The organism is Bacillus sp. FSL R5-0593, assembly GCF_038603755.1.
Classification (GTDB): domain Bacteria; phylum Bacillota; class Bacilli; order Bacillales; family Bacillaceae; genus Bacillus; species Bacillus velezensis.
Map to the genome: position 1 here is coordinate 3,291,540 of NZ_CP152011.1, position 19,489 is coordinate 3,311,028.

Consider the following 19,489-nt stretch of genomic DNA (forward strand, 5'->3'; position numbering starts at 1 on the left):
CGCAAAAAAAAATAAAAAAATGACATTCAATATGAATGTCATTTTTTTATTAAATACCGAAATAAAGAGCCGCACTGGCCAACAGATTAATCACAAAAATAAACAAAAAGATGTAACGAATGAATTTATTTTGCACCGGAGCAAATATAAAGAGATATAGTCCTGCCACCCCAAAAGTAAGAACAGGAAACAGCCACTCAAAGGATAAAGAAATGATATAACCGATAATCATAACAATCGGCACACCGATTAATGATAATTTACTTCTCATATGATTTCTGCCCCTTTTACTTAAAAATTGGTGTGATGTAAGCTTCAATAATGGCAGCGGCGATCAGCAGACAAATAATTATGAGCACCAATATTCCAATATGCCTGAACATTGAAGCTATTATCTTTTTTTCCTTAGAAAAACACAGCCTGATGACCAATTCAACGCCCTTAAAACCAATGGCGCCACTTAATAATAACGCAGGAACTTCAAATATACCATGAGGAATTAGCAGTAAAAAAATCTGATAAAAAGGAACTCCGCTATGCAGATTTTCTATAATAGAGCCGCTTAAAATAAACCCGTTGGTGAATAAATAAAAGATTGAGGTCAACCCAAAGGTAAAAAACCCCGCGGCTAAAAACAGACAAGCGATTGCATTGTTTTTCAGCAGTTCAACCGCGCCTGACGAGCCGTTGTAAGATGCTGTTGAAACAAAGTGATCGGAAAAAAACGCAGCGATCACACCGCCTGAAAAAAACAGCAATGATGCGGTTAACGGAATGGCGGACGTCCTGATTGCCGGCAACATGCGGTTCATCATGTATAAATACTCTCAGCCAATTTTTCAATCTCTTCTAATGAATGCTCGGATGACTGATACTCCGCCGCAAAAACGCCTTCATGTATAATACCGATCGTATCGCACAGCGAATGCGCCAGCTCCAGCAAGTGAGTCGATAACAGGACCGTATGTCCCTGTTTGACGTATTCCTTTAATAACGTCCGTATCGTTTTACCGCTGATTAAATCAATGCCCGTCAGCGGTTCGTCAAGAATTAATATCTTTGGCTGATGAATGAGCGCGGCCGCAATTGATAATTTTTGTTTCATTCCATGTGAATATGTTTTAATCAGCTGATTTCCGTCTTGAGCAAGCTTCAGCGTCTCTAACATATTCTTTATATACTCATTTGTCCGCTGAGACGGTACTTCAAACATCTCCGCTGTAAAATGCAAGTATTCGACTCCCGTTAAGTAATCATATAAAAAGGCATGGTCGGGCACAAAACCGATATCAGCCGATATTTGCCCCCCCTCTTCTGAATCCGGTTCCTTACCGTCAATCATGACGCTGCCTGAAGTCGGTTTAAGCAGGCCCGAAATGATTTTCAAAGTCGTTGTTTTCCCGACTCCATTAGTCCCCAGCAAAGCATAAATTGAGCCTTTTTTCACCTCAAACGAAATATCTTTCAACACCTGTTTTTCACTATAGTTTTTTTGTATATTCACTAATTTAATCATTGTTCGCAAACCTTTCCGCCATATTGATTCTGCGAAGAAACAGAAACATGACTCCATAGTTTAATAGTGTGAACAGGACAAAAATACCTGATGCAGAATGAATAAGCATCGTTTCAAGTTCCGGCTTTTTATAGATAGAATACGACGTGATCGCAGCGATTTGAAGCGACACAATGAAAATGAAAGATCCGTATAAGTTGTTATACGTCTTTGCTTTCCCCGCTTCTCCAATTTCGTACATATGCTCCCAGTTTTTCTTAGGATACAGGGCGGTGCTTGAAATCTGGACAAGACTGTATAAAAAACCCGAACATAAAAACACAATAAACAAGTAAATCGTCAGCGCAGCGGAAGACGAAAAAAACACCGTAATCAAAATGGTGATGATGAACGAATAGATAAGAGCGGCGAGATTATAAATACATACTTTCGGAAACACCAGCTGCCACGCATGTTTGATATTCCGGTGAAACAAATGCTGATTTTTTATTTCCCCGTCAACTGACAATACTGTTTTGAGCGCATCTCCGACGAGCTGATACGAAAAGTTCGCAATGATAACCGCCGCAGACACGATGGCGGCTGCCGAATACCCGATAAAATGATGCGACAGAAGCGGAATACAAAAACCTAAAAACAGCATGAACAAATACAGCATACTGCCGAAGTTCCTGATAAAAAACCCGTCAATTCTCGATAAAAACAGCAGATCCTTTTGAAAAACGGCATGAAATATTTTGTTATTTCTATATAATTTCAGCTTTGGCGCAAAATCTGCGTTTGTCAAAAACATATAAGGAATAAGGTCCATTTTCTTCAGCGTGGCCGACCATAGTTTAAACATCCCCGCCGTTAAAAGGACGGCGGCCGCAAACACCGCGGCGAAAACGAGCACGGAATGTGAGCGGAATGCTAACCATACATACGGCGTATTCATGAGGATGTTCCGGAAAGCCGGTGACTCCGTAAAGCTTGAAATATCCTTTGCGGTATACTCCCCAAACACGAGAAGATAAACGGCATACCCGACTGCAAGCGGAACCAGCAGGCTGACGCTGAATAAAATGCCTTTCATGATTTTCAAGTAAAACAATTTGCTCCACATATTTGTAAGAAGATAAACAACATAAGAAAACAGCATAGATAAAAATAAATTGAGAAGAAAATAAACGAAGCCCAAGAAAAATACGATGACCGCCGCAGACCCGGTCATGCCTGCGCTTGATAAAAATAAAAAGACCGGAAAAACAAAAAGATACCATACGAAAATGGTTTTTTTGATCGCCTGGCCGGCAAAAACAGAAAACAGCTGTAAAAAACGCACCTTTTTTAATTGATGAATGACCTTGCGCGTATCCAGCAGAAAGGCATTGTGGTGTTCTTTAAAGAAGCCGGCAGCCCAAAAAAGCTGCTCAAGTGAAACGGCGATTAAAACAAATTGCCCCCATGCGCTGAGGGGCAGCTGAATCAGTTTTGTCCCGAATACAACACCGCATCCCAGGAAAACGAGATATAAACATAACAGAGAAATAATAATGGCAGACAGCAGTTTGCTGTTGAGTTGAAGAATGCCCCAATCTTCCTTTCTTTTTCGAAACGATGACAGGGTATTATATTTGATAAGAGCCGCAATTTGTTTGACTATCATACTTTCAATCCTTACATATGTATTTGGGAGAGAGGCTCTTTTTGCAGCTTGTACAAAAAGAGCAATTATTTATTGATCGATTTTACCAAGCAGCTGCGTATTTTTTGCCGTATTTCTTAATCATTGTTTTTGCTGTTGCAACGATTGCATAAGAAATCGCGCCTGCGCCTGTAACGATACCGATAAGAGAAATGATAGAAGCAATTGTTGATGCCGCATCAATAATATCAATTGCTTTTTTAGCTGCTGCTGTAGAGATGCCGAGAGTAGAAGCTAATTCAGCATTGGCTGAGAATGCATGAGCCGCCGCCACGTTTAATTCAGTTCCCGTTAATAATAGTGCATAAACCAATGTTGCTGCAGCAAGAGCCGCGCCAAACAAAATGAAAGACTTTTTATTAGATTTTACTAAGTTCATCATAACATCTCCCTACTCTGTTTTTTTAATTTATAATAAAATTCAGCTTAATTGACTCTCTCCCGAGCTAAATTTTATCCGCCATAAAATAGTTTAAGAAAATAGTAAAGAGTTTTAGTAAAACAAAACATCCAGTCAAAATGATTCTCTTGCCTTTACTGAGATCGGTCAGTTTTCCCGCAGCAGCATAAAGAGCCGCGATTGATATGAGCAGAAATGGATCCAGCAGCTGCAGACTCAAGCTGGTGCCGCCGGCAGAATATATAAGCGAGGAATCAGCCGTTAAGTAGTTAACAACTGAAAGAATCAACATTTTAAATGCTGAGATTAAAGAAGTCAGCGTATATAGAAGCAAATATATTTTTTTCGGTTTTTTTGTACCGAGAATAAAAGCGGCAACGAATAACAGAAATCCGCCTATCAGAATTTCCACAAAAGTTGTGAAGATCATAAACCCTTGCAGAAACATGACAATCGTACGAACACTTTTCTCCCCGATATCGTAGGTACTTTCTCCGACGGAAGAATAATACGACTGCAGAACTTTATCTGAAATACTGAATTGGAAGAGTAATGAACAGATCAAAATGATGAAAAAAGAACTTAAAAATATTTTTTTATTGCTCAATTGACCTATCATATTATCATCCTTTTCTTACAAAATAAATTAACTATTCTATACTTTTACAATTTAGTTTAATCCTATCAAAAAATCAATATCCTTTCGAAAAATATGACTTTAGGACGTGTTGACAAAGAGCACATCTTTCAGAGTTTTTGGTGCTATGTACCCTTTATTTTTTTTTGAATTTGCAAATAGTATGATTTAGACAATTGATTTGAAGTTTTAGGAAGAACCTGTCGAAAGAGACGCAGGGTATAAAAAAGGAGGATATCGTCATGTATCCTCCGGATGTATGATCGCCAGCACCTGATGATCTTCCCATTTTCCATTTATTTTTACATTTTTTCTCGCAATGCCTTCTTTATGAAAGCCAGCTTTTTCGAGCACCCGGATTGACGCCTTATTGTGCGGCATGACTCCGGCTTCTATCCGATGCAGTTCCAGCTCATTGAATGCATAATCGACTGCCAGCTTAACAGCCTTCGTCGCATAACCTTTTCCGTTATGTTCACCATCTAAAAAGTAACCATGAAAGCGCTTTGGAGAGAACCCCGAACCACCTGAAAAAGGCTGATCGTGCCAATCAGGGTCTGATCCTGAAGAAAAATGCCGAAGCTGTATTCAGTATCATTTTTTGCATTCTTCAGTGATTGTTCAATTCGTTTTTTCCGGCCTTCCAGCGTATAAAAATCCCCTTGTCTCGACATGGCAAACCGTTCAAAAAACATGCGGTTTTCCCTCTGCAAAACCAGTTCCTGCTCTGCATCATTCAAGCTGAGCGGCCTGATACCTTCCTGCATATGCATCGCCGTCCTTTTGTTTTGATCAGAAACGTTTTTTTAATTGCCTCTCACCCATGTGATACGGTACGCTTTATCGCATCAAGAAAATTCCAAGACTTTACGTTCACCTTTCCTGTCGTGACCTATGTCTGATGTGAGTAACCGAAACGGAAGCACAAGGTTCTTTTGTTGACTTAAACCGTGCTTTAAGCCGTATCATCATATTGTGACAAGGAAAGAATAGTTTTGGCGGGTTTCCCGATGATCTAAAAATCAATTTTACAGAATCACTGCTGCCTTATTTCATGCCTATTTGCGGGATGAATATATTGATTGGATCAAAGCTGAAATGTGACAAAGAAATGTAAAAACAATCGGAAAAGAGGAGTTAATATGAAACTGACGGGAAATACAATACTGATTACAGGCGGAAATGCCGGAATAGGATTGGCTTTCGCAGAACGGTTTTTAAAAGCGGGAAATAAAGTCATCGTGACCGGACGGCGTGAGCACGCTCTTCAAAAAGCAAAGGAAACATTCCCGGATCTTATTACATATGTCAGTGATTTGAGCCTTCCATCTGAACGTATATCACTGTTTGATTGGGTGAAAGAAAATTATCCGGAAGTGAATGTGTTAGTAAACAACGCGGGGATTCAACAACGGTTTCATGTGCTGAAAGCGGATGCGAAGGACAATTGGGACTATTTCAATAAAGAAATCACAACGAACATTGAAGCTCCCTTCCACCTGTCTATGCTGTTTGCTCCGTTTTTTGCCGGAAAAGAAGATGCGGCTGTCATTAACGTCTCTTCGGGATTGGCTTTTACACCGCTTGCCATTGCACCGATCTATTCAGCAACGAAAGCGGCGCTTCACTCATTTACAATGAGTCTGAGACATCAGCTTTCTGATTCATCTGTAGAAGTGATTGAAGTTGCGCCTCCGGCGGTGAATACAGATTTAGGCGGAGCAGGGCTGCATACTCAAGGAGAACCGCTGGATGAATTCGCTGATGGGATTTTTAAAGGACTGAAAGAGGGCAAACAAGAAATCGGATATGGTTCTTCAGAAGAACGGCTGCGCATGTCACGGGATAAAGCCGATGAACATACGGCAAATATGTACCATGCGATGAAACATACAATCGAATAACCTCTTTGAAAAAGGAAAACCCGCTTCTGTTGAGCGGGTTTTGCTTTTATTAAACAGATAAACGCCTTTTTTAACAATGGTGCAAGCGCCACCGGAAAGAAAGACGTCATATTTTTTCATCCTAATAATGGCGGGTTGACCCTTAGCACTCTTCCGGCGTACCGGCGTTTTTGGCCGTGCGGAAAGATGAACCGCAGCCGCAGGAAGCGATGGCATTCGGGTTGTCAATGGTGAAACCGCCGCCCATCATGGACTGTTTGAAGTCAATGATCGTGCCGGTCATAATATCAAGGCTTTCGCTGTCGACCAAAACGGTAATTCCGTGCTGTTCAAACATGCTGTCTTTTTCGCCTTTTTCGTGCTCAAATCCCATTCCGTAAGACAGGCCGCTGCAGCCGCCGCCTTTTACGCCCACACGGAGAAACGCGTTTTCTTCTTCATGCTCTTTCATCATATCTTTTATATGCAAAGCCGCTGCTTCAGTGATGGTTACTGGAACACTCATAGGTAGACCTCCTTTTTTTAAAAACGGATGCTGATATCTATTATAAACCTTGAGGAGAGTATTTCTCAAACGAGCTGTTTACAAATAATAGACGCCGCTGCATACGGTTTCGGCGGGGCCCGTCATCAGCACGTGCCCGTTGTCCTGCCAATTAATTACAAGGTCGCCTCCCGCTAAATGAACGGTGATATCCCGGTTTCGTTCGGAAACACCGTTCAATACGGATGCGACAGCCGCCGCACAGGCGCCTGTTCCGCAAGCCTGTGTAATGCCGGAGCCGCGTTCCCATACGCGGAAATGAAGTTCATCGGCGCTGACGGTTTCCACAAATTCGACATTGACGCCTTCCGGAAATCTCGGGTCTTTTTCAATGACGGGACCGAGCGTTGTAAGAGGCGCTTGATTGATATCCGCAACCGGAAAAACAATATGGGGGTTTCCCATTGATACGGCTGTTCCGGAAAGCTCCGTTTCTCCAAAAACAAAGGTTTCATCGATCGTCCGTTCATCTTCATTGCCGAGCATCGGCAGCTCTTTTTTGGTGAGGCGCGGTTCGCCCATATCAACGGCGACTTCACGCACAATCCCGTTGTCCTCCGTAATGTCTGCTTTCACAAGACCTGAAAGCGTCTCAATGAAAAAGGACGTTTCTTCTGTCAGCTTATGTTCGTATGCGTACTTTGCCACACAGCGAAGGCCGTTGCCGCAATTTTTCCCTTCTGAGCCGTCATTATTAAAAATCCGCATTTTGACGGGCGCTTTTTCTGACGGACAGATGAGGATCATTCCGTCAGAGCCGATGCCCGTGTGAATACTGGACACTTTAACGGCAATCTCAGCCAGCCGTTCTTCCGGCAGCTGTTCTTCAAATTGATTTACATATATATAACTGTTTCCAAGACCGTGCATCTTGGTAAAACGGAATGAATTCATATCGGCCTCCAACTTTTTTTCTTTTACTTAGTATAAAAGCTCTTCTGCTCGGACACAATACAAATATCCCCCGTTTTTCATACATAAAAGCTCCCTGCATATGCAGGGAGCTTTTATCGTTTACTAAATAAACATGCCGGCAATCGCCGCGCTGAGAAGGTTTGCGAGTGTTCCCGCAATAACCGCTCTTAATCCGAGGCGCGCAATGTCCGAACGGCGGCTTGGGGCCAAACCGCCCAGTGTGCCGAGCATAATCGCAATCGAAGAGAAGTTGGCAAATCCGCACAGCGCAAAGCTGATAATCGTAGACGTTTTTTTAGAAAAGTCCGCAATATGCGGACCGAAGTTTGAATAAGCGACAAACTCATTCAGCACAAGTTTCTGTCCGATATAGCTTCCCGCTCCGAGCGCTTCATGCCAAGGAACGCCGATTACAAATGCGATCGGTGAAAACACGTAACCGAGAATGGATTCTAATGTAATATGTTTGAAACCGAACCAGCCGCCGATTCCGCCGAGAATTCCGTTCACTACGGCGATGAGCGCGACAAACGCAAGCAGCATGGCGCCGACATTTAGAGCAATCTGAAGGCCAGTGGACGCGCCTTTTGCCGCTGCATCAATCACATTAGCGGCGCCTTCGCCTTCTTCGTCCATATTAAAATCGCCTTTTATCGTCTGCGTTTTTTCCGTTTCAGGTATTAAAATTTTTCCGAACACGAGACCGGCGGGAGCCGCCATAAAGCTGGCCGCCAGCAAGTATTCGATCGGAATGCCTAACAGGGCGTAACCGAAAAGCGTCGAACCCGCGACAGCCGAAAGGCCGCTCGTCATAATCGTAAACAGCTCGGAACGGGTCAATCCCGCAATCAGCGGTTTAATGGCAAGCGGTGATTCAGACTGTCCGACAAAAATATTCGCAGCCGCCGCAAGCGATTCCGTTCTGCTTGTCCCAAGAAGTTTTGACAGTCCGCCTCCGATGACGCGAAAGATGAGCTGCATGATTTTCAAGTGATACAAAACGGCAATCAGCGCTGAGAAAAAGATAATGACCGGCAGAACGCTCAGCGCAAAAGCCGGGCTGCTGCCCACTTTTAACAGCGGGCCAAAAATAAAGCTGATGCCTTCGTTCGCATAATCAATGAGAAGCTGCACACGGCTTGAGAACCATAAAAATACGGCCCGTCCGGCGTCCCACTTTAATACGATGAATCCGAAGGCCATTTGTAAACATAAACCGACAATGACGGTTCGCAGGTTAATTTTGCTTTTCTTCTCTGATAACAAAAAAGCAATGGCTAATATAGCAACTGCCCCGAGCAGCCCCCAAACGATATTCAATGAATCCACCTCTAAAATTTTATTTAAAAAAAGTCTTTATTAAGATAACAATATTTATTTTTGCTGTCTACAAATTTTTTATTTTGCCAAAACCCGGGCGCAATAAAAAAGAGACCCCGTTCGGAGCCTCTGATTAAAACATCGGATTTTCTTCTATGAATGTATATATGTTGTCAACCAGTTCAGCAGGCGTGCCTCCCGTGACCACTTCGCCGTTGACCAGGGCGAACAGGGACTCCATGCATTTCCCGCAATAGCTTAAACAGCCGTATTCAAGCACGTCCAAGTTCGGATCCTTCTCTAAGATCTCAAGTGCTTCCTGGGAACCGCGCGCTAAATTGCTGACACAGAATTCAATCATCGGATTCATGCGGTTTCACCTCACATATGTACCTTATCCTAACGGAATTTCCTCTATTCGTCAAAGATCCGGTTTCACGCTCAATGTTATCGTAACATATTAATTCAGGTTAAAGGTTTTACTATTACGTGTTTTCTGGTCAATTTGTAGGTTATTTTAAAACTATTATTGTGGTTTTAGATCAAATTCGATATAATTCTAGATGTTATTTTACATAGTTCGTTATTTTGTAACAACATTGACTACCATATTTTTCGGGCAAAAGGGGAATCATTATGAAAAAATTGGTCTTGATCGGCGGGGGTTACGGAAACATGCGGGTGCTGCACCGCTTACTGCCGAACCAGCTTCCGTCAGATATATCCATCACGCTGATTGACAGAAACCCGTATCACTGCTTAAAAACAGAATATTATGCGCTCGCCGCCGGCACGATTTCTGATCATCATATCAGGGTGTCTTTTCCTGAGCATCCGAATCTGGATGTTCAATACGGTGAGGTGGCTTCCGTCGACACGAAAAACAAACAGGTTCTGTTTCATGACCGCGAACCGATTTCTTACGATGACGCGGTGATCGGACTGGGCTGCGAGGATAAGTATCATAACGTGCCCGGCGCGCCGGAACATACTTACAGCATTCAGACCATTGATCAGTCACGCGAAGCCTATCAAAAGCTGAACAACCTCGGCGCCAATGCATCTGTCGCTATCGTCGGAGCGGGATTAAGCGGCGTGGAGCTTGCCAGTGAATTAAGAGAGAGCCGTGACGATCTGAAGATTATGTTATTTGACCGGGGCGACCTGATTTTATCAAGCTTTCCGAAAAGACTCAGCAAGTATGTTCAGAAATGGTTTGAAGAACACGGCGTCACCATTATCAATAATGCGAATATTACAAAAGTGGAAGACGGGATCGTTTATAATCATGATGAAGGAATACCGGCCGATGCCATCGTGTGGACGGCGGGAATTCAGCCGAATAAAGCCGTCAGAGAACTGGACGCTGAAAAAGATCCGCAAGGCCGCATCGTTTTAACACCGCATCACAACCTTCCGGGCGATGAGCATGTTTACGTCGTCGGTGATTGCGCAAGCCTGCCGCATGCGCCGAGCGCCCAGCTGGCTGAAGCTCAAGCGGAACAAATTGTGCAGATCCTACTGAAACGCTGGAACAATGAAGAGCTGCCGGAAACAATGCCGCAATTTAAGCTGAAAGGCGTTCTCGGTTCACTCGGAAAAAAAGCGGGCTTCGGTCTTGTCAACGACCGTCCGCTCATCGGGCGTGTGCCCCGTTTATTAAAATCAGGCCTTTTATGGATGTACAAGCATCATAACGGCTGATAAGAAAAAAGCCGCTGATTGCGATCAGCGGCCATTTTTAAGAGCCTGCAACATAGCCGCGCTTTTCCATTTCTTCATATATATCTTTTAAATGCGGATTCCCTTCCCCCACAATGACATCCTCCACCAGCACGAGCGGATAGAAAAATTCATCGTTTCTGATGCGCTCCGCAAGCTCTTCTGTCTCCTTTTGCTGAGGCGGTGCGTCAATATCAATATACCGCATGTGAAAAGGCTGTTCCGGATATTTCCGTTGCAGCGCCGCCTCCAGCCATTCAAATGTATCTTTGGCGCTCGGCATATTCACGCAGCTTGCGCAAAGCGTTTCAGCGCCGTAAACACTGAGCGTAACCGGCTTTGTCATGTATATCATCCCCTTTACACCAGTATACAAAGGACGAGGCAGCTTTTGTATAAAAAACGGTTTTTATGTTCAAGTTTAAATATGCTATAATGAGGAAAGCAGCTTTGCAAACCAAACATTAGATTTTTACCGTTACTGTGAATATAATGGTTTTATGTATATGAAAGGAGCGAATCTCATGACTGAGGTTGAAATGAAAGAGCAAGTACAGGAAGTATTGGATAAATTACGCCCGTTTCTGCTTCGTGACGGCGGTGACTGTGAGCTTGTTGATGTAGACGAAGGCATTGTAAAGCTTCGCCTCCTTGGCGCATGCGGCAGCTGCCCAAGTTCAACGATTACGCTGAAAGCCGGAATCGAACGCGCCCTTCTTGAAGAAGTACCGGGTGTCGTTGAAGTAGAACAAGTATTTTAATCATAAAACCAGGCTGCATGACAGCCTGGTTTTTTATTTTTTACAAATAGCCATCAAACCATGAACAAATATAACGGATGCGTTTCATCCGCTGTTCCGGATGGCCGCTTCTCGACAGCTCATGCGTAGCTTTCGGAAATCGGATGAACGACGTCGTTTTGTTCAGTTTCTTCAATGCGGTAAAGAGCTGCTCCGCCTGCTCTATCGGACAGCGGTCATCTCGCTCACCGTGCAGAATCAAAAGCGGCGTCGAAACGCGAGACGCATATTTTACAGGAGAACGATCCCAAAGCTTATCCGCTTCCTCAAACAAATCATGTCCGAGCTGCCAGTCAGTAAAAAAGAAACCGATATCGCTGACACCGTGGAAGCTGAACCAATTTGAAATGGAGCGCTGCGTGACGGCTGCTTTAAAACGGCCGGTCTGCCCGACAATCCAATTCGTCATAAACCCTCCGTAGCTTCCGCCCGTCACACCGAGACGGCCGCTGTCAATAAACGGATACGCCTGAACAGCTTCATCCACCGCCTGCATGACATCACGGTAATCTCCGCCTCCGTAATCACCCCTGACACGATTGACAAAATCCTGCCCGTAGCCATGGCTTCCTCTCGGGTTGACATACACGACAGCATATCCTTGTGCGGCCAGCACTTGGAATTCGTGAAAATACGTATGGCCGTACATCATGTGAGGCCCGCCGTGTATGTATAGAATGAGCGGATAAGTTTGATCCTCTTCAAAAACGGCGGGCTTTAAAAACCAGCCGTTTACCGTCAGCCCGTCCTTTGTTTCATATTGCAGCTTTTCCGGCACGGATATGATGCGCTCCTCAATAAACCGATCATTGTCGGATGTCAATTGCTTCTCTTCCCCTTCTTCGAGTGAAATGCTGTAAAGCTCGGAAGGCTGTGCGGGTTTGGCAATGACAGCGATACAGCTTTTCTGATCAGGATGAAAAGCAAAACCGTTCACGTACTCTTCTTCTAATCGGATCGGATAGACGAGGCCGTCAATCGAGATATAATAAATACCGGTGCTTCCCTGCTCGCTCCCGAGAACGTAAAAACCCTGCCCGTCGTTTGTCCATACAGGCCGGGGCGTCACCCCTCCTATGATTGAATCCGCAATCAGCGCATCGCTCAAATGAACATCCAGCATGTCGGTCAGGCAGGAGAGCCGCTCAGTTTTCACGTCGTACAGCCACGCTTTCTCTAAAGTCGCATTGCGAAATTCATTTTCATGGCCCAGCATCGCGATATAAGACCCGTCCGGTGAAAACACGCAGGAACCGAAAGAACCGCGGTGCGGCGTAATCTGCTTCAGGCTTCCGTCCGCCAGATTCATCAGATAGACATCGCTCGGCTTTCCGGCGTCACCCGGCTCGCATAAATTGGCGGTAAACGCAAGCTGCCTGCCATCCGGTGAAAAGGCCGCGCCATAATGATCCGCTTCATGATCCGTCAGCTGCCGAATCTCACCCGTTTCAAGATGAATCAGCACAAGCTGGGCCCAGCTTCCGTTCAGCAGGCCTTTCCCGTCACGTTTATATGTTAATGATTGAATATCAACCGGCTCATACTCGTCATGCTTCTTTTTTTCTTTCTCATCGGCGCGCTCCGCTGATGTCAGACTGACGGACACAAGCACGGATCTGCCGTCGGGCGCCCATATCGGATCTGATACGCCCCAAGGAATATCGGCCGCCTGCTCCGCCTCTCCGCCGGCAGCGTCGATGATGTACAGCTGAGGGACGCCGTTCTCCCTGTCAGAAACAAAGGCGAGGCGCCGTCCGTCAGGCGACCACCGCGGACTTGTATTTCTGTTGTCCCCGAAAGTCCACGGGTTTGAGATGCCGGATTCTGTGTCATATACCATAATGGCTGAGGAATAGGAATCACGCTTATGATTGACTGTTGTCCGGACGTAAGCGGCTCTTCTGCCGTCAGGGGCATATTGCGGGTCTGTCACGGATACGAGTGACGCAATGTCCTCCTCGGTTAAGAGTTTTTTCAATCGTATCTCCTCCTTTTCTTTTTTATTTCGCTTCCCTAAATAAAAATCCTTCTCCAGAAAAAGAAAGCGTCCTTCTCTGATGGGAAGAACGCTTTTTTATCATTATACACTTTTCACCTGCTCTAAAGGATTCCGTTCAATTACGCTTCCTTCTGACGGGACGGTAAGCGCCGCAATCTCACAGTGGGGGAAATGCTCAGAAAGCTGCTTTCTCAGCTCTTCTCCCTTTCCTTTTTCAATCAGGACAAGAATCGTCGGTCCCGCTCCGCTCAGCGCCGTCCCGTAGGCGCCTTTCATTTCGGCCGCATGTTCCACCTTTGAAAGCTCAGGAACAAGCATGGCGCGGTACGGCTGATGGAGGATGTCTTTTCTCATCATTTTCCCGGCGAGCGCCCAGTCATTTGACATGATCGCAGCAACGAGAAGGTTGCTGACGGCGCTTGCTTTAACGGCGTGCCGGTACGGCAGCTCTTTCGGGAGCACGTCTCTTGCGTCCCTGGTCAGAACTTCGTAAAACGGAATCACTGCCACAACGTCGATATCCGCTTCGGCAACACGCACGATATGTGTTTCATCTTCTTCGTGAAGGCCGATCACAAGCCCTCCTGCAAGGGAAGCAGCGGCATTATCAGGGTGTCCCTCTTCAAGACTGGCTAAGTGCAGCTTGTCGCTTTCCGACAGCTTCAGGCCGCATAACTCATCCGCAAGCTCAATGGCGGCGACGATAGCGGCCGCGCTGCTTCCGAGACCCCGCGCAAGGGGGATGTCACTCCACACTTTGACATGGGCGGGCGGCAGCTCTTTCTGATAGCGGTCAGCCGTCCGTTTGGCGACTTGGTAGATGAGGTTGTCCGTTCCTTGAGGGATGCCCGCGACAGTTTCGGTTTCCGCCGAGAACTGCCATTCATCGTTTCGGAAAACCGAAAGCTTCAAATATCTGCTGAGAGCCATCCCGACGGAATCAAACCCAGGTCCTAAGTTGGCGGTGCTTCCCGGAACCGTAATGGAAAACAGCATCTCCGCCTCATTCATACACGCGCCGCTCCATTTAAGTATTCCAGAATACTGTCCTCATCTGTCGGCAGTGTAATCGGTTTTATGTCAGATACGTCTACAGCCGTGTTCGGATCTTTCAGGCCGTTTCCGGTCAAAACTGCGACAACCTTGCTGCCTTTTGGAATTTCACCGGATTTCACCTGTTTCAAAACGCCGGCGATGGATGCACAGGAGCCCGGTTCGGCAAACACGCCTTCTTCACGGGCAATCAGCTGATAAGCGTGAAGAATGTCTTCATCTGTGACTTCATCAATTTTTCCGGCTGATTCTTCCGCAGCGAGCACGGCTTTGTCCCAGCTGGCAGGATTCCCGATTCGGATTGCCGTCGCAACGGTCTCTGGATTTTTAATGACTTCGCCGCGGACGATAGCCGCAGAACCTTCCGCCTCAAAACCGCGCATCTTCGGAAGTCCGGTGCCGTTTTTCTCATGATATTCTTTGAACCCTTTCCAGTAGGCCGTGATATTCCCCGCATTACCTACCGGGATCGCCAGAATGTCCGGCGCTCCGCCAAGCTGTTCGCATACTTCAAAGGCCGCTGTTTTTTGCCCTTCAATCCGGTAAGGGTTTACTGAATTCACTAATGCAATCGGTGATTTTTCGCAAATCGACCGGACGATGGCCAGCGCGTCGTCAAAGTTTCCGTCAATCGCGATGATTTGCGCACCGTACATGACGGCCTGCGCAAGTTTTCCGAAGGCGATTTTTCCGTCCGGGATGATGACGATGCATTTCATGCCGGCTCTCGCCGCGTATGCCGCAGCTGCCGCGGATGTGTTCCCTGTAGAGGCGCACATGATGGTATCATTGCCTTCTTCTTTCGCTTTGGCGACCGCCATGACCATGCCGCGGTCTTTAAAGGATCCCGTCGGATTAACGCCCTCTGTTTTCACATGCAGTTCAATTCCGAGCTTTTCGGAAAGTTTCGGCAGGTGAATCAGCGGTGTGTTGCCTTCATGCAATGTCAGGGCCGGCGTCTGATCCGTCACCGGCAGAAATTCTTTATATTGATGGATGAGTCCTTTCCACATTAGCTCCAACCGTTCCCTTCTACGCGATATGTGCTTTTTACTTCTTGTACGACTTCGAGGTCATTTAAGTTTTGCAGAATGTCACTGAAATCTTCTTCCGATGTATGATGCGTGACGATGACGATTTCCGCGAGGTCGTCATGGCCTTTGATCGGCAGCTGCAGAATTTTTTCAAAGCTGACGCCGCGCTCTGAGAAGGCCGATGTGATTTTTGAAAAAGAGCCGACCTGGTCTTTGACGTGAATTCTTAAAAACTGCTGGGCATAGATATCAGACGGCTGCTTCAGATTTCTTTCAAACTGCGGGGCGACAAAGCTGTTTCCGTTTACGCCGAGACGCATGTTTTTCATGACCGCGACCAGATCGGAAACGACCGATGTCGCAGTCGGCATGCTTCCGGCTCCGGGGCCGTAAAACATCGTTTCGCCGACGGCTTCTCCGTACACGTAAACGGCATTAAACTCGTTATGCACCGCAGAGAGCGGATGATGATCCGGGAGCAGTGTCGGCTGAACGCTGACTTCGATTTTATTGTCATCACGCTGGGCGATGCCGATCAGCTTCATCGTATAGCCGAGCCGTTTGCTGAAGCTGATGTCTTCATCCGTTATCCGGGAAATTCCTTTTACTTTGACATCGTCCAGATCGACATTCATAGAGAAGCCGAGACGGGCTAAAATCGCCATCTTGCGTGCGGCATCGAGCCCTTCTACATCGGCGGTCGGGTCCGCTTCCGCGAATCCGAGATCCTGCGCTTCCTTCAGCACTTCTTCATACGGGCTTTTTTCTTTAATCATTTTCGTTAAGATGAAGTTCGTCGTTCCGTTGACGATTCCCATCATTTTTGTGATCCGGTCAGAAGAAAGGCCTTCTTCGAGCGTGCGTAAAATCGGGATTCCGCCGGCGACACTCGCTTCATAATACAAGTCACAGCCATTTTCCTTTGCGGCGGCTAAAAGCTCTGACCCGTATACGGCGATCAGATCTTTATTTGCGGTCACAACATGTTTTTTCGCTTTCAAGGCATCAAGAAGATATTGCTTCGTCTGTTCGACACCGCCGATGACTTCAATAATCACGTCGACCTCAGGGTCATCGATCACATCATAGACTTCTGTCGTCAGCACTTCTTTCGGCAGGTCTGCGTCTCGTTTTTTATCAATATCTTTAACTAGCACTTTTTTGATCGTCACCGGACAGCCGACCTGGTGCATAAGCTTATCCTGATGATCTTGTATAATTTTGACGACTCCGCTTCCCACGGTTCCCAGTCCTAACAGTCCAATACGAATCGCTTCCAAAGAGAAACTCCACCTTTCTTCCTTTTGTCCACTAGAAAAGGACAATTGTTAACCCTTCACAGACATTTAAGTTACAAATATTATATATGCCCGCATTTGTTTTGACAAGCGGCTGAATATTGTTTCTACGGCTATGAAAACGCTTAACACATTGATATGACAAGATTCCCTATTTTCTAAATATTTTTACGTCATATTTTCTTACGAACTGATTCCTTTTCCGAGCCACGCCACAGGCGGGACAAAAACCTGCGCCGACCTGACATTCATCATGTTGTGACATGTCTGTAAAAACTGTTCATAGCGGGTGCAGTCGGCAAGAATGTAGTCAAGCTGCTCTTCGTAAAACTGTTTTTCAGAATCATGAGAAATGTAATAGCTCTCCACCGTCTCGAAGAAATGGAGCGGAAACAGCAGGCGGCTGTAAAACAGGCGTTTGGAAAAGGAGGATAACGGCGTAACTTGCTCATATTCCTGCAGAAACAAAAATCCATCTTTGAGCAGGTCGTCACGATGATACAAATATGTGCTGCGCATATATTCCGCAATATCACGGGCGGCATGGTCGAATACCCAATCGCCCGGAATGCGGATCAATGATTCCTCCGACCAGGTATCCCGTTCCATCCGCTGATGGCAGATTGTCCCCGAGTCTTCTGCGCCGGGATTGTCATCCAGCTCCGTATCCACTAAATATTGAATGGCGTTTTCCGCTAAGCCTGAATAATAAGGAAATGCTTCGATCATTTTCTTTTCGAACGGTTCAAGCGGAGACATATGAATTTTCTGCATCCAGAACGATTCCAGCTGATCCACCCGTTTTCCCCATAAGTCCTTCCATTGGCCGATCCTGCCCGCTTCTTTCACTTCGTACGGAAAACCCCGCCCTTTTCTATGAAATTCGGCAAGCTCCCCTCCGACAGAAAACGACCGGTTTGAGACGGGAATCGGCGCTTTTAAGAGCGCATACGTTTTGCCTTCGTCCTCAAAGGTCAGTTCTCCTTCCTTCGTAAAGATAAACACTGAAACGTATGGGTCACTTTGTTCTTGTAAATACTGACTCATGTAGTAAAGCTCCGTCAGCTCTGATTGCGAAAACCCGGAAACGGGAATTATAAGAAAGAAGGAATTAGGCGTCTGGAAGCATTGGTATTTCTGATAAACGGAAAGCTGTCTGACGTGGATGCCGTACTTTTCTTTAATGATGCTTTTCATCATAATCACCTGCCTGAAAAATTAGAGCTATTCACATCGTAGTCATACGCCGGCGGAATTATGAATACATATTGTAATCCTTTGAATCAAGTGGAGAAACATCGTACACATCGGAAGAGTGTTGTATAAACTAGTAAAAAAAGATTGGGTGAAGCAAATGTCAGAAAAGGAACAACTGAATCAGGTGGAAGCTGTCGCCAGGGCGCGTTTAAAAGAACGGGGGGTTGAGACGGACGATATTGCCGAGCTGGTGTATTTCCTTCAAAAAAAATATCATCCTGATTTGACGATGGAGGTATGCAGGCTCAATGTGGATCGTGTCATCGCAAAACGCGAAGTGCAAAACGCCATTTTAACGGGAATAGAATTAGATGTGCTCGCCGAACAAAAAAAGCTGTCTGAACCGCTTCAGACCATTCTGGCGATTGATGAAAGCCTGTATGGGGTTGACGAGGTGCTCGCCTTCTCTATCGTGAATATATACGGCTCAATCGGCTTTACGAATTACGGCTACATTGACAAAGAAAAACCCGGTATTCTCGGGCGGTTAAATGATAAATCTACGGGCGAATGCCATACGTTTCTTGATGATATCGTCGGCGCAATCGCAGCAGCGGCTTCAAGCCGGCTTGCTCACAGCGCCAGAAATACAGAATAAGGACGGCCGTCATGGCCGTCCCTTTTTTATAGATGTTCAATCCATTCGGTTAAAGAGTCAATCGCATATGTCGGCTTTTGGCCGTAATCTGCCATATGCTCACGCTTTGTCACTCCGGTATGAACCAGCAGCGTATCCATGCCCGCATTGATGCCGGCCATAATATCCGTTGCATAGTTATCGCCGACCATGAGTGTTTCGGAAATATCCGTTCCGAGCACACGCATCGCCTGTTCCATAATAATGGATTCAGGCTTGCCGATAAAGACAGGCTCAACGCCCGTTGACACCGTCAAAACGGATGTGAGCGAACCGTTCCCTGGTAAAAGCCCTCTTTCAGTCGGAATGGCGACGTCGCCGTTTGTTGAAATGAACCGGGCGCCGTTTCTGATCGCAAGGCATCCCGTTGCCAACTTTTCATATGTAATGCCGCGGTCGATTCCCACAACGACAAAGTCCGCGTTTTCTTCTCCGAAGCTCAGCCCGTTTTCTTCAATGGCCTGACGGATGCCTTCTTCGCCGATCACATACACCGACGCGTCTTTTTTCTCCTGGGCGATATGCTGCGCAGTCGCCATGCTCGTCGTGAAGACCTGCTCTTCAGATGCCGGAATGTCAAAGCTCATCAGCTTGTCCGCCACCTGCTTCGGCGTCCGGGAAGAATTGTTCGTCACGAATAAATACGGAATGCCGCGCGCTTTAAGCGTTCTCACGAATTCACACGCTTCTTCGATTTTTTCCGTCCCGTTGTACATTGTGCCGTCCAAATCTATCAAATATCCTTTATAATCCTTCATACTCAACA

The 19,489-nt window shown here is 46.0% G+C and carries 21 protein-coding genes and 1 pseudogene; 4 read left to right on the top strand and 18 right to left on the bottom strand.

Going from position 1 to position 19,489, the window contains the following annotated elements; translation table 11 throughout:
• Positions 1-49: 49 nt before the first annotated feature.
• The 7 genes and pseudogenes from NYE36_RS16325 to NYE36_RS16355 all read right to left on the bottom strand — a co-directional run bounded on the left by NYE36_RS16325 (position 50) and on the right by NYE36_RS16355 (position 5,007).
• The gene (locus NYE36_RS16325; RefSeq protein ID WP_003151978.1) at positions 50-271 is read right to left on the bottom strand and encodes a DUF5970 family protein; all 222 of its coding nucleotides are present in this window, start codon (positions 269-271) and stop codon (positions 50-52) included.
• A gap of 16 nt (positions 272-287) precedes the next feature.
• The gene (locus NYE36_RS16330; RefSeq protein WP_094032805.1) at positions 288-815 is read right to left on the bottom strand and encodes a stage II sporulation protein M; all 528 of its coding nucleotides are present in this window, start codon (positions 813-815) and stop codon (positions 288-290) included.
• Positions 812-1,516 (bottom strand): ABC transporter ATP-binding protein, encoded by a 705-nt coding sequence (locus NYE36_RS16335; RefSeq protein ID WP_094032804.1) that lies wholly within the window; start codon positions 1,514-1,516, stop codon positions 812-814. Before NYE36_RS16335 ends, NYE36_RS16330 begins: the two co-directional genes overlap by 4 nt.
• Positions 1,509-3,164 carry a hypothetical protein gene (locus tag NYE36_RS16340; RefSeq protein ID WP_094032803.1) on the bottom strand — a complete coding sequence of 552 codons (1,656 nt, stop codon included), beginning with the start codon at positions 3,162-3,164 and terminating at the stop codon, positions 1,509-1,511. Before NYE36_RS16340 ends, NYE36_RS16335 begins: the two co-directional genes overlap by 8 nt.
• 82 nt (positions 3,165-3,246) lie before the next feature.
• Complete coding sequence (locus NYE36_RS16345) at positions 3,247-3,582, bottom strand: uberolysin/carnocyclin family circular bacteriocin (RefSeq protein ID WP_003151973.1); 336 nt, start codon at positions 3,580-3,582, stop codon at positions 3,247-3,249.
• Between the two features lie 67 nt (positions 3,583-3,649).
• Positions 3,650-4,222 (bottom strand): hypothetical protein, encoded by a 573-nt coding sequence (locus NYE36_RS16350; protein WP_007613520.1) that lies wholly within the window; start codon positions 4,220-4,222, stop codon positions 3,650-3,652.
• 258 nt (positions 4,223-4,480) lie between these two features.
• A pseudogene (locus NYE36_RS16355) lies at positions 4,481-5,007 on the bottom strand (GNAT family protein).
• 375 nt (positions 5,008-5,382) lie between these two features.
• Between NYE36_RS16355 and NYE36_RS16360 the strand changes: the two are divergent.
• A complete protein-coding gene (locus tag NYE36_RS16360) occupies positions 5,383-6,144 on the top strand; it encodes an SDR family NAD(P)-dependent oxidoreductase (protein ID WP_064115953.1) in 762 nt (253 codons plus the stop codon).
• Positions 6,145-6,286: 142 nt separating this feature from the next.
• Here NYE36_RS16360 and NYE36_RS16365 read toward each other — a convergent pair whose 3' ends face one another.
• From NYE36_RS16365 to NYE36_RS16380, 4 genes are all read right to left on the bottom strand, one after another.
• Positions 6,287-6,649: an iron-sulfur cluster assembly accessory protein gene (locus NYE36_RS16365; protein WP_003151967.1), complete on the bottom strand. Its 363-nt coding sequence runs from the start codon at positions 6,647-6,649 to the stop codon at positions 6,287-6,289.
• Positions 6,650-6,727: 78 nt separating this feature from the next.
• Positions 6,728-7,582 carry a diaminopimelate epimerase gene (gene dapF / locus NYE36_RS16370; protein WP_012118345.1) on the bottom strand — a complete coding sequence of 285 codons (855 nt, stop codon included), beginning with the start codon at positions 7,580-7,582 and terminating at the stop codon, positions 6,728-6,730.
• A gap of 123 nt (positions 7,583-7,705) precedes the next feature.
• On the bottom strand, positions 7,706-8,923 hold the full coding sequence (locus tag NYE36_RS16375; RefSeq protein WP_012118346.1) for a NupC/NupG family nucleoside CNT transporter: 1,218 nt from the start codon (positions 8,921-8,923) through the stop codon (positions 7,706-7,708).
• A gap of 133 nt (positions 8,924-9,056) precedes the next feature.
• Positions 9,057-9,293 (bottom strand): YuzB family protein, encoded by a 237-nt coding sequence (locus NYE36_RS16380; RefSeq protein ID WP_007408721.1) that lies wholly within the window; start codon positions 9,291-9,293, stop codon positions 9,057-9,059.
• Between the two features lie 266 nt (positions 9,294-9,559).
• Between NYE36_RS16380 and NYE36_RS16385 the strand changes: the two genes are divergently transcribed.
• A complete protein-coding gene (locus NYE36_RS16385; protein ID WP_007613539.1) occupies positions 9,560-10,627 on the top strand; it encodes an NAD(P)/FAD-dependent oxidoreductase in 1,068 nt (355 codons plus the stop codon).
• Positions 10,628-10,664: 37 nt separating this feature from the next.
• On the opposite strand, the gene NYE36_RS16390 is transcribed toward NYE36_RS16385, so the two are convergent.
• Positions 10,665-10,991, bottom strand: coding sequence for a YuzD family protein (locus tag NYE36_RS16390; protein WP_015240509.1), 327 nt, complete (start codon positions 10,989-10,991; stop codon positions 10,665-10,667).
• A 79-nt stretch (positions 10,992-11,070) separates the two neighbouring features.
• On the opposite strand from NYE36_RS16390, the gene NYE36_RS16395 reads away from it, so the two are divergent.
• Entirely contained in the window at positions 11,071-11,406 is a 336-nt protein-coding gene (locus NYE36_RS16395) for a NifU family protein (protein WP_181461952.1), read from the top strand.
• A 40-nt stretch (positions 11,407-11,446) separates the two neighbouring features.
• Here NYE36_RS16395 and NYE36_RS16400 read toward each other — a convergent pair whose 3' ends face one another.
• The 5 genes from NYE36_RS16400 to yutH form a co-directional block, all read right to left on the bottom strand.
• On the bottom strand, positions 11,447-13,423 hold the full coding sequence (locus NYE36_RS16400; RefSeq protein ID WP_241457660.1) for a S9 family peptidase: 1,977 nt from the start codon (positions 13,421-13,423) through the stop codon (positions 11,447-11,449).
• A gap of 102 nt (positions 13,424-13,525) precedes the next feature.
• On the bottom strand, positions 13,526-14,455 hold the full coding sequence (thrB, locus tag NYE36_RS16405) for a homoserine kinase (protein WP_199022130.1): 930 nt from the start codon (positions 14,453-14,455) through the stop codon (positions 13,526-13,528).
• Entirely contained in the window at positions 14,452-15,510 is a 1,059-nt protein-coding gene (gene thrC / locus NYE36_RS16410; RefSeq protein WP_031378395.1) for a threonine synthase, read from the bottom strand. The genes thrB and thrC overlap by 4 nt, the downstream gene beginning before the upstream one ends.
• Positions 15,510-16,811 (bottom strand): homoserine dehydrogenase, encoded by a 1,302-nt coding sequence (locus NYE36_RS16415; protein ID WP_003151938.1) that lies wholly within the window; start codon positions 16,809-16,811, stop codon positions 15,510-15,512. The genes thrC and NYE36_RS16415 overlap by 1 nt, the downstream gene beginning before the upstream one ends.
• Before the next feature lie 201 nt (positions 16,812-17,012).
• Entirely contained in the window at positions 17,013-18,029 is a 1,017-nt protein-coding gene (gene yutH / locus NYE36_RS16420) for a spore coat putative kinase YutH (RefSeq protein ID WP_007613555.1), read from the bottom strand.
• A gap of 154 nt (positions 18,030-18,183) precedes the next feature.
• On the opposite strand from yutH, the gene NYE36_RS16425 reads away from it, so the two are divergent.
• Positions 18,184-18,684: a phosphatidylglycerophosphatase A gene (locus NYE36_RS16425; protein ID WP_003151934.1), complete on the top strand. Its 501-nt coding sequence runs from the start codon at positions 18,184-18,186 to the stop codon at positions 18,682-18,684.
• Between the two features lie 26 nt (positions 18,685-18,710).
• On the opposite strand, the gene NYE36_RS16430 is transcribed toward NYE36_RS16425, so the two are convergent.
• A complete protein-coding gene (locus NYE36_RS16430; RefSeq protein WP_007408728.1) occupies positions 18,711-19,481 on the bottom strand; it encodes a TIGR01457 family HAD-type hydrolase in 771 nt (256 codons plus the stop codon).
• Positions 19,482-19,489: the final 8 nt, after the last annotated feature.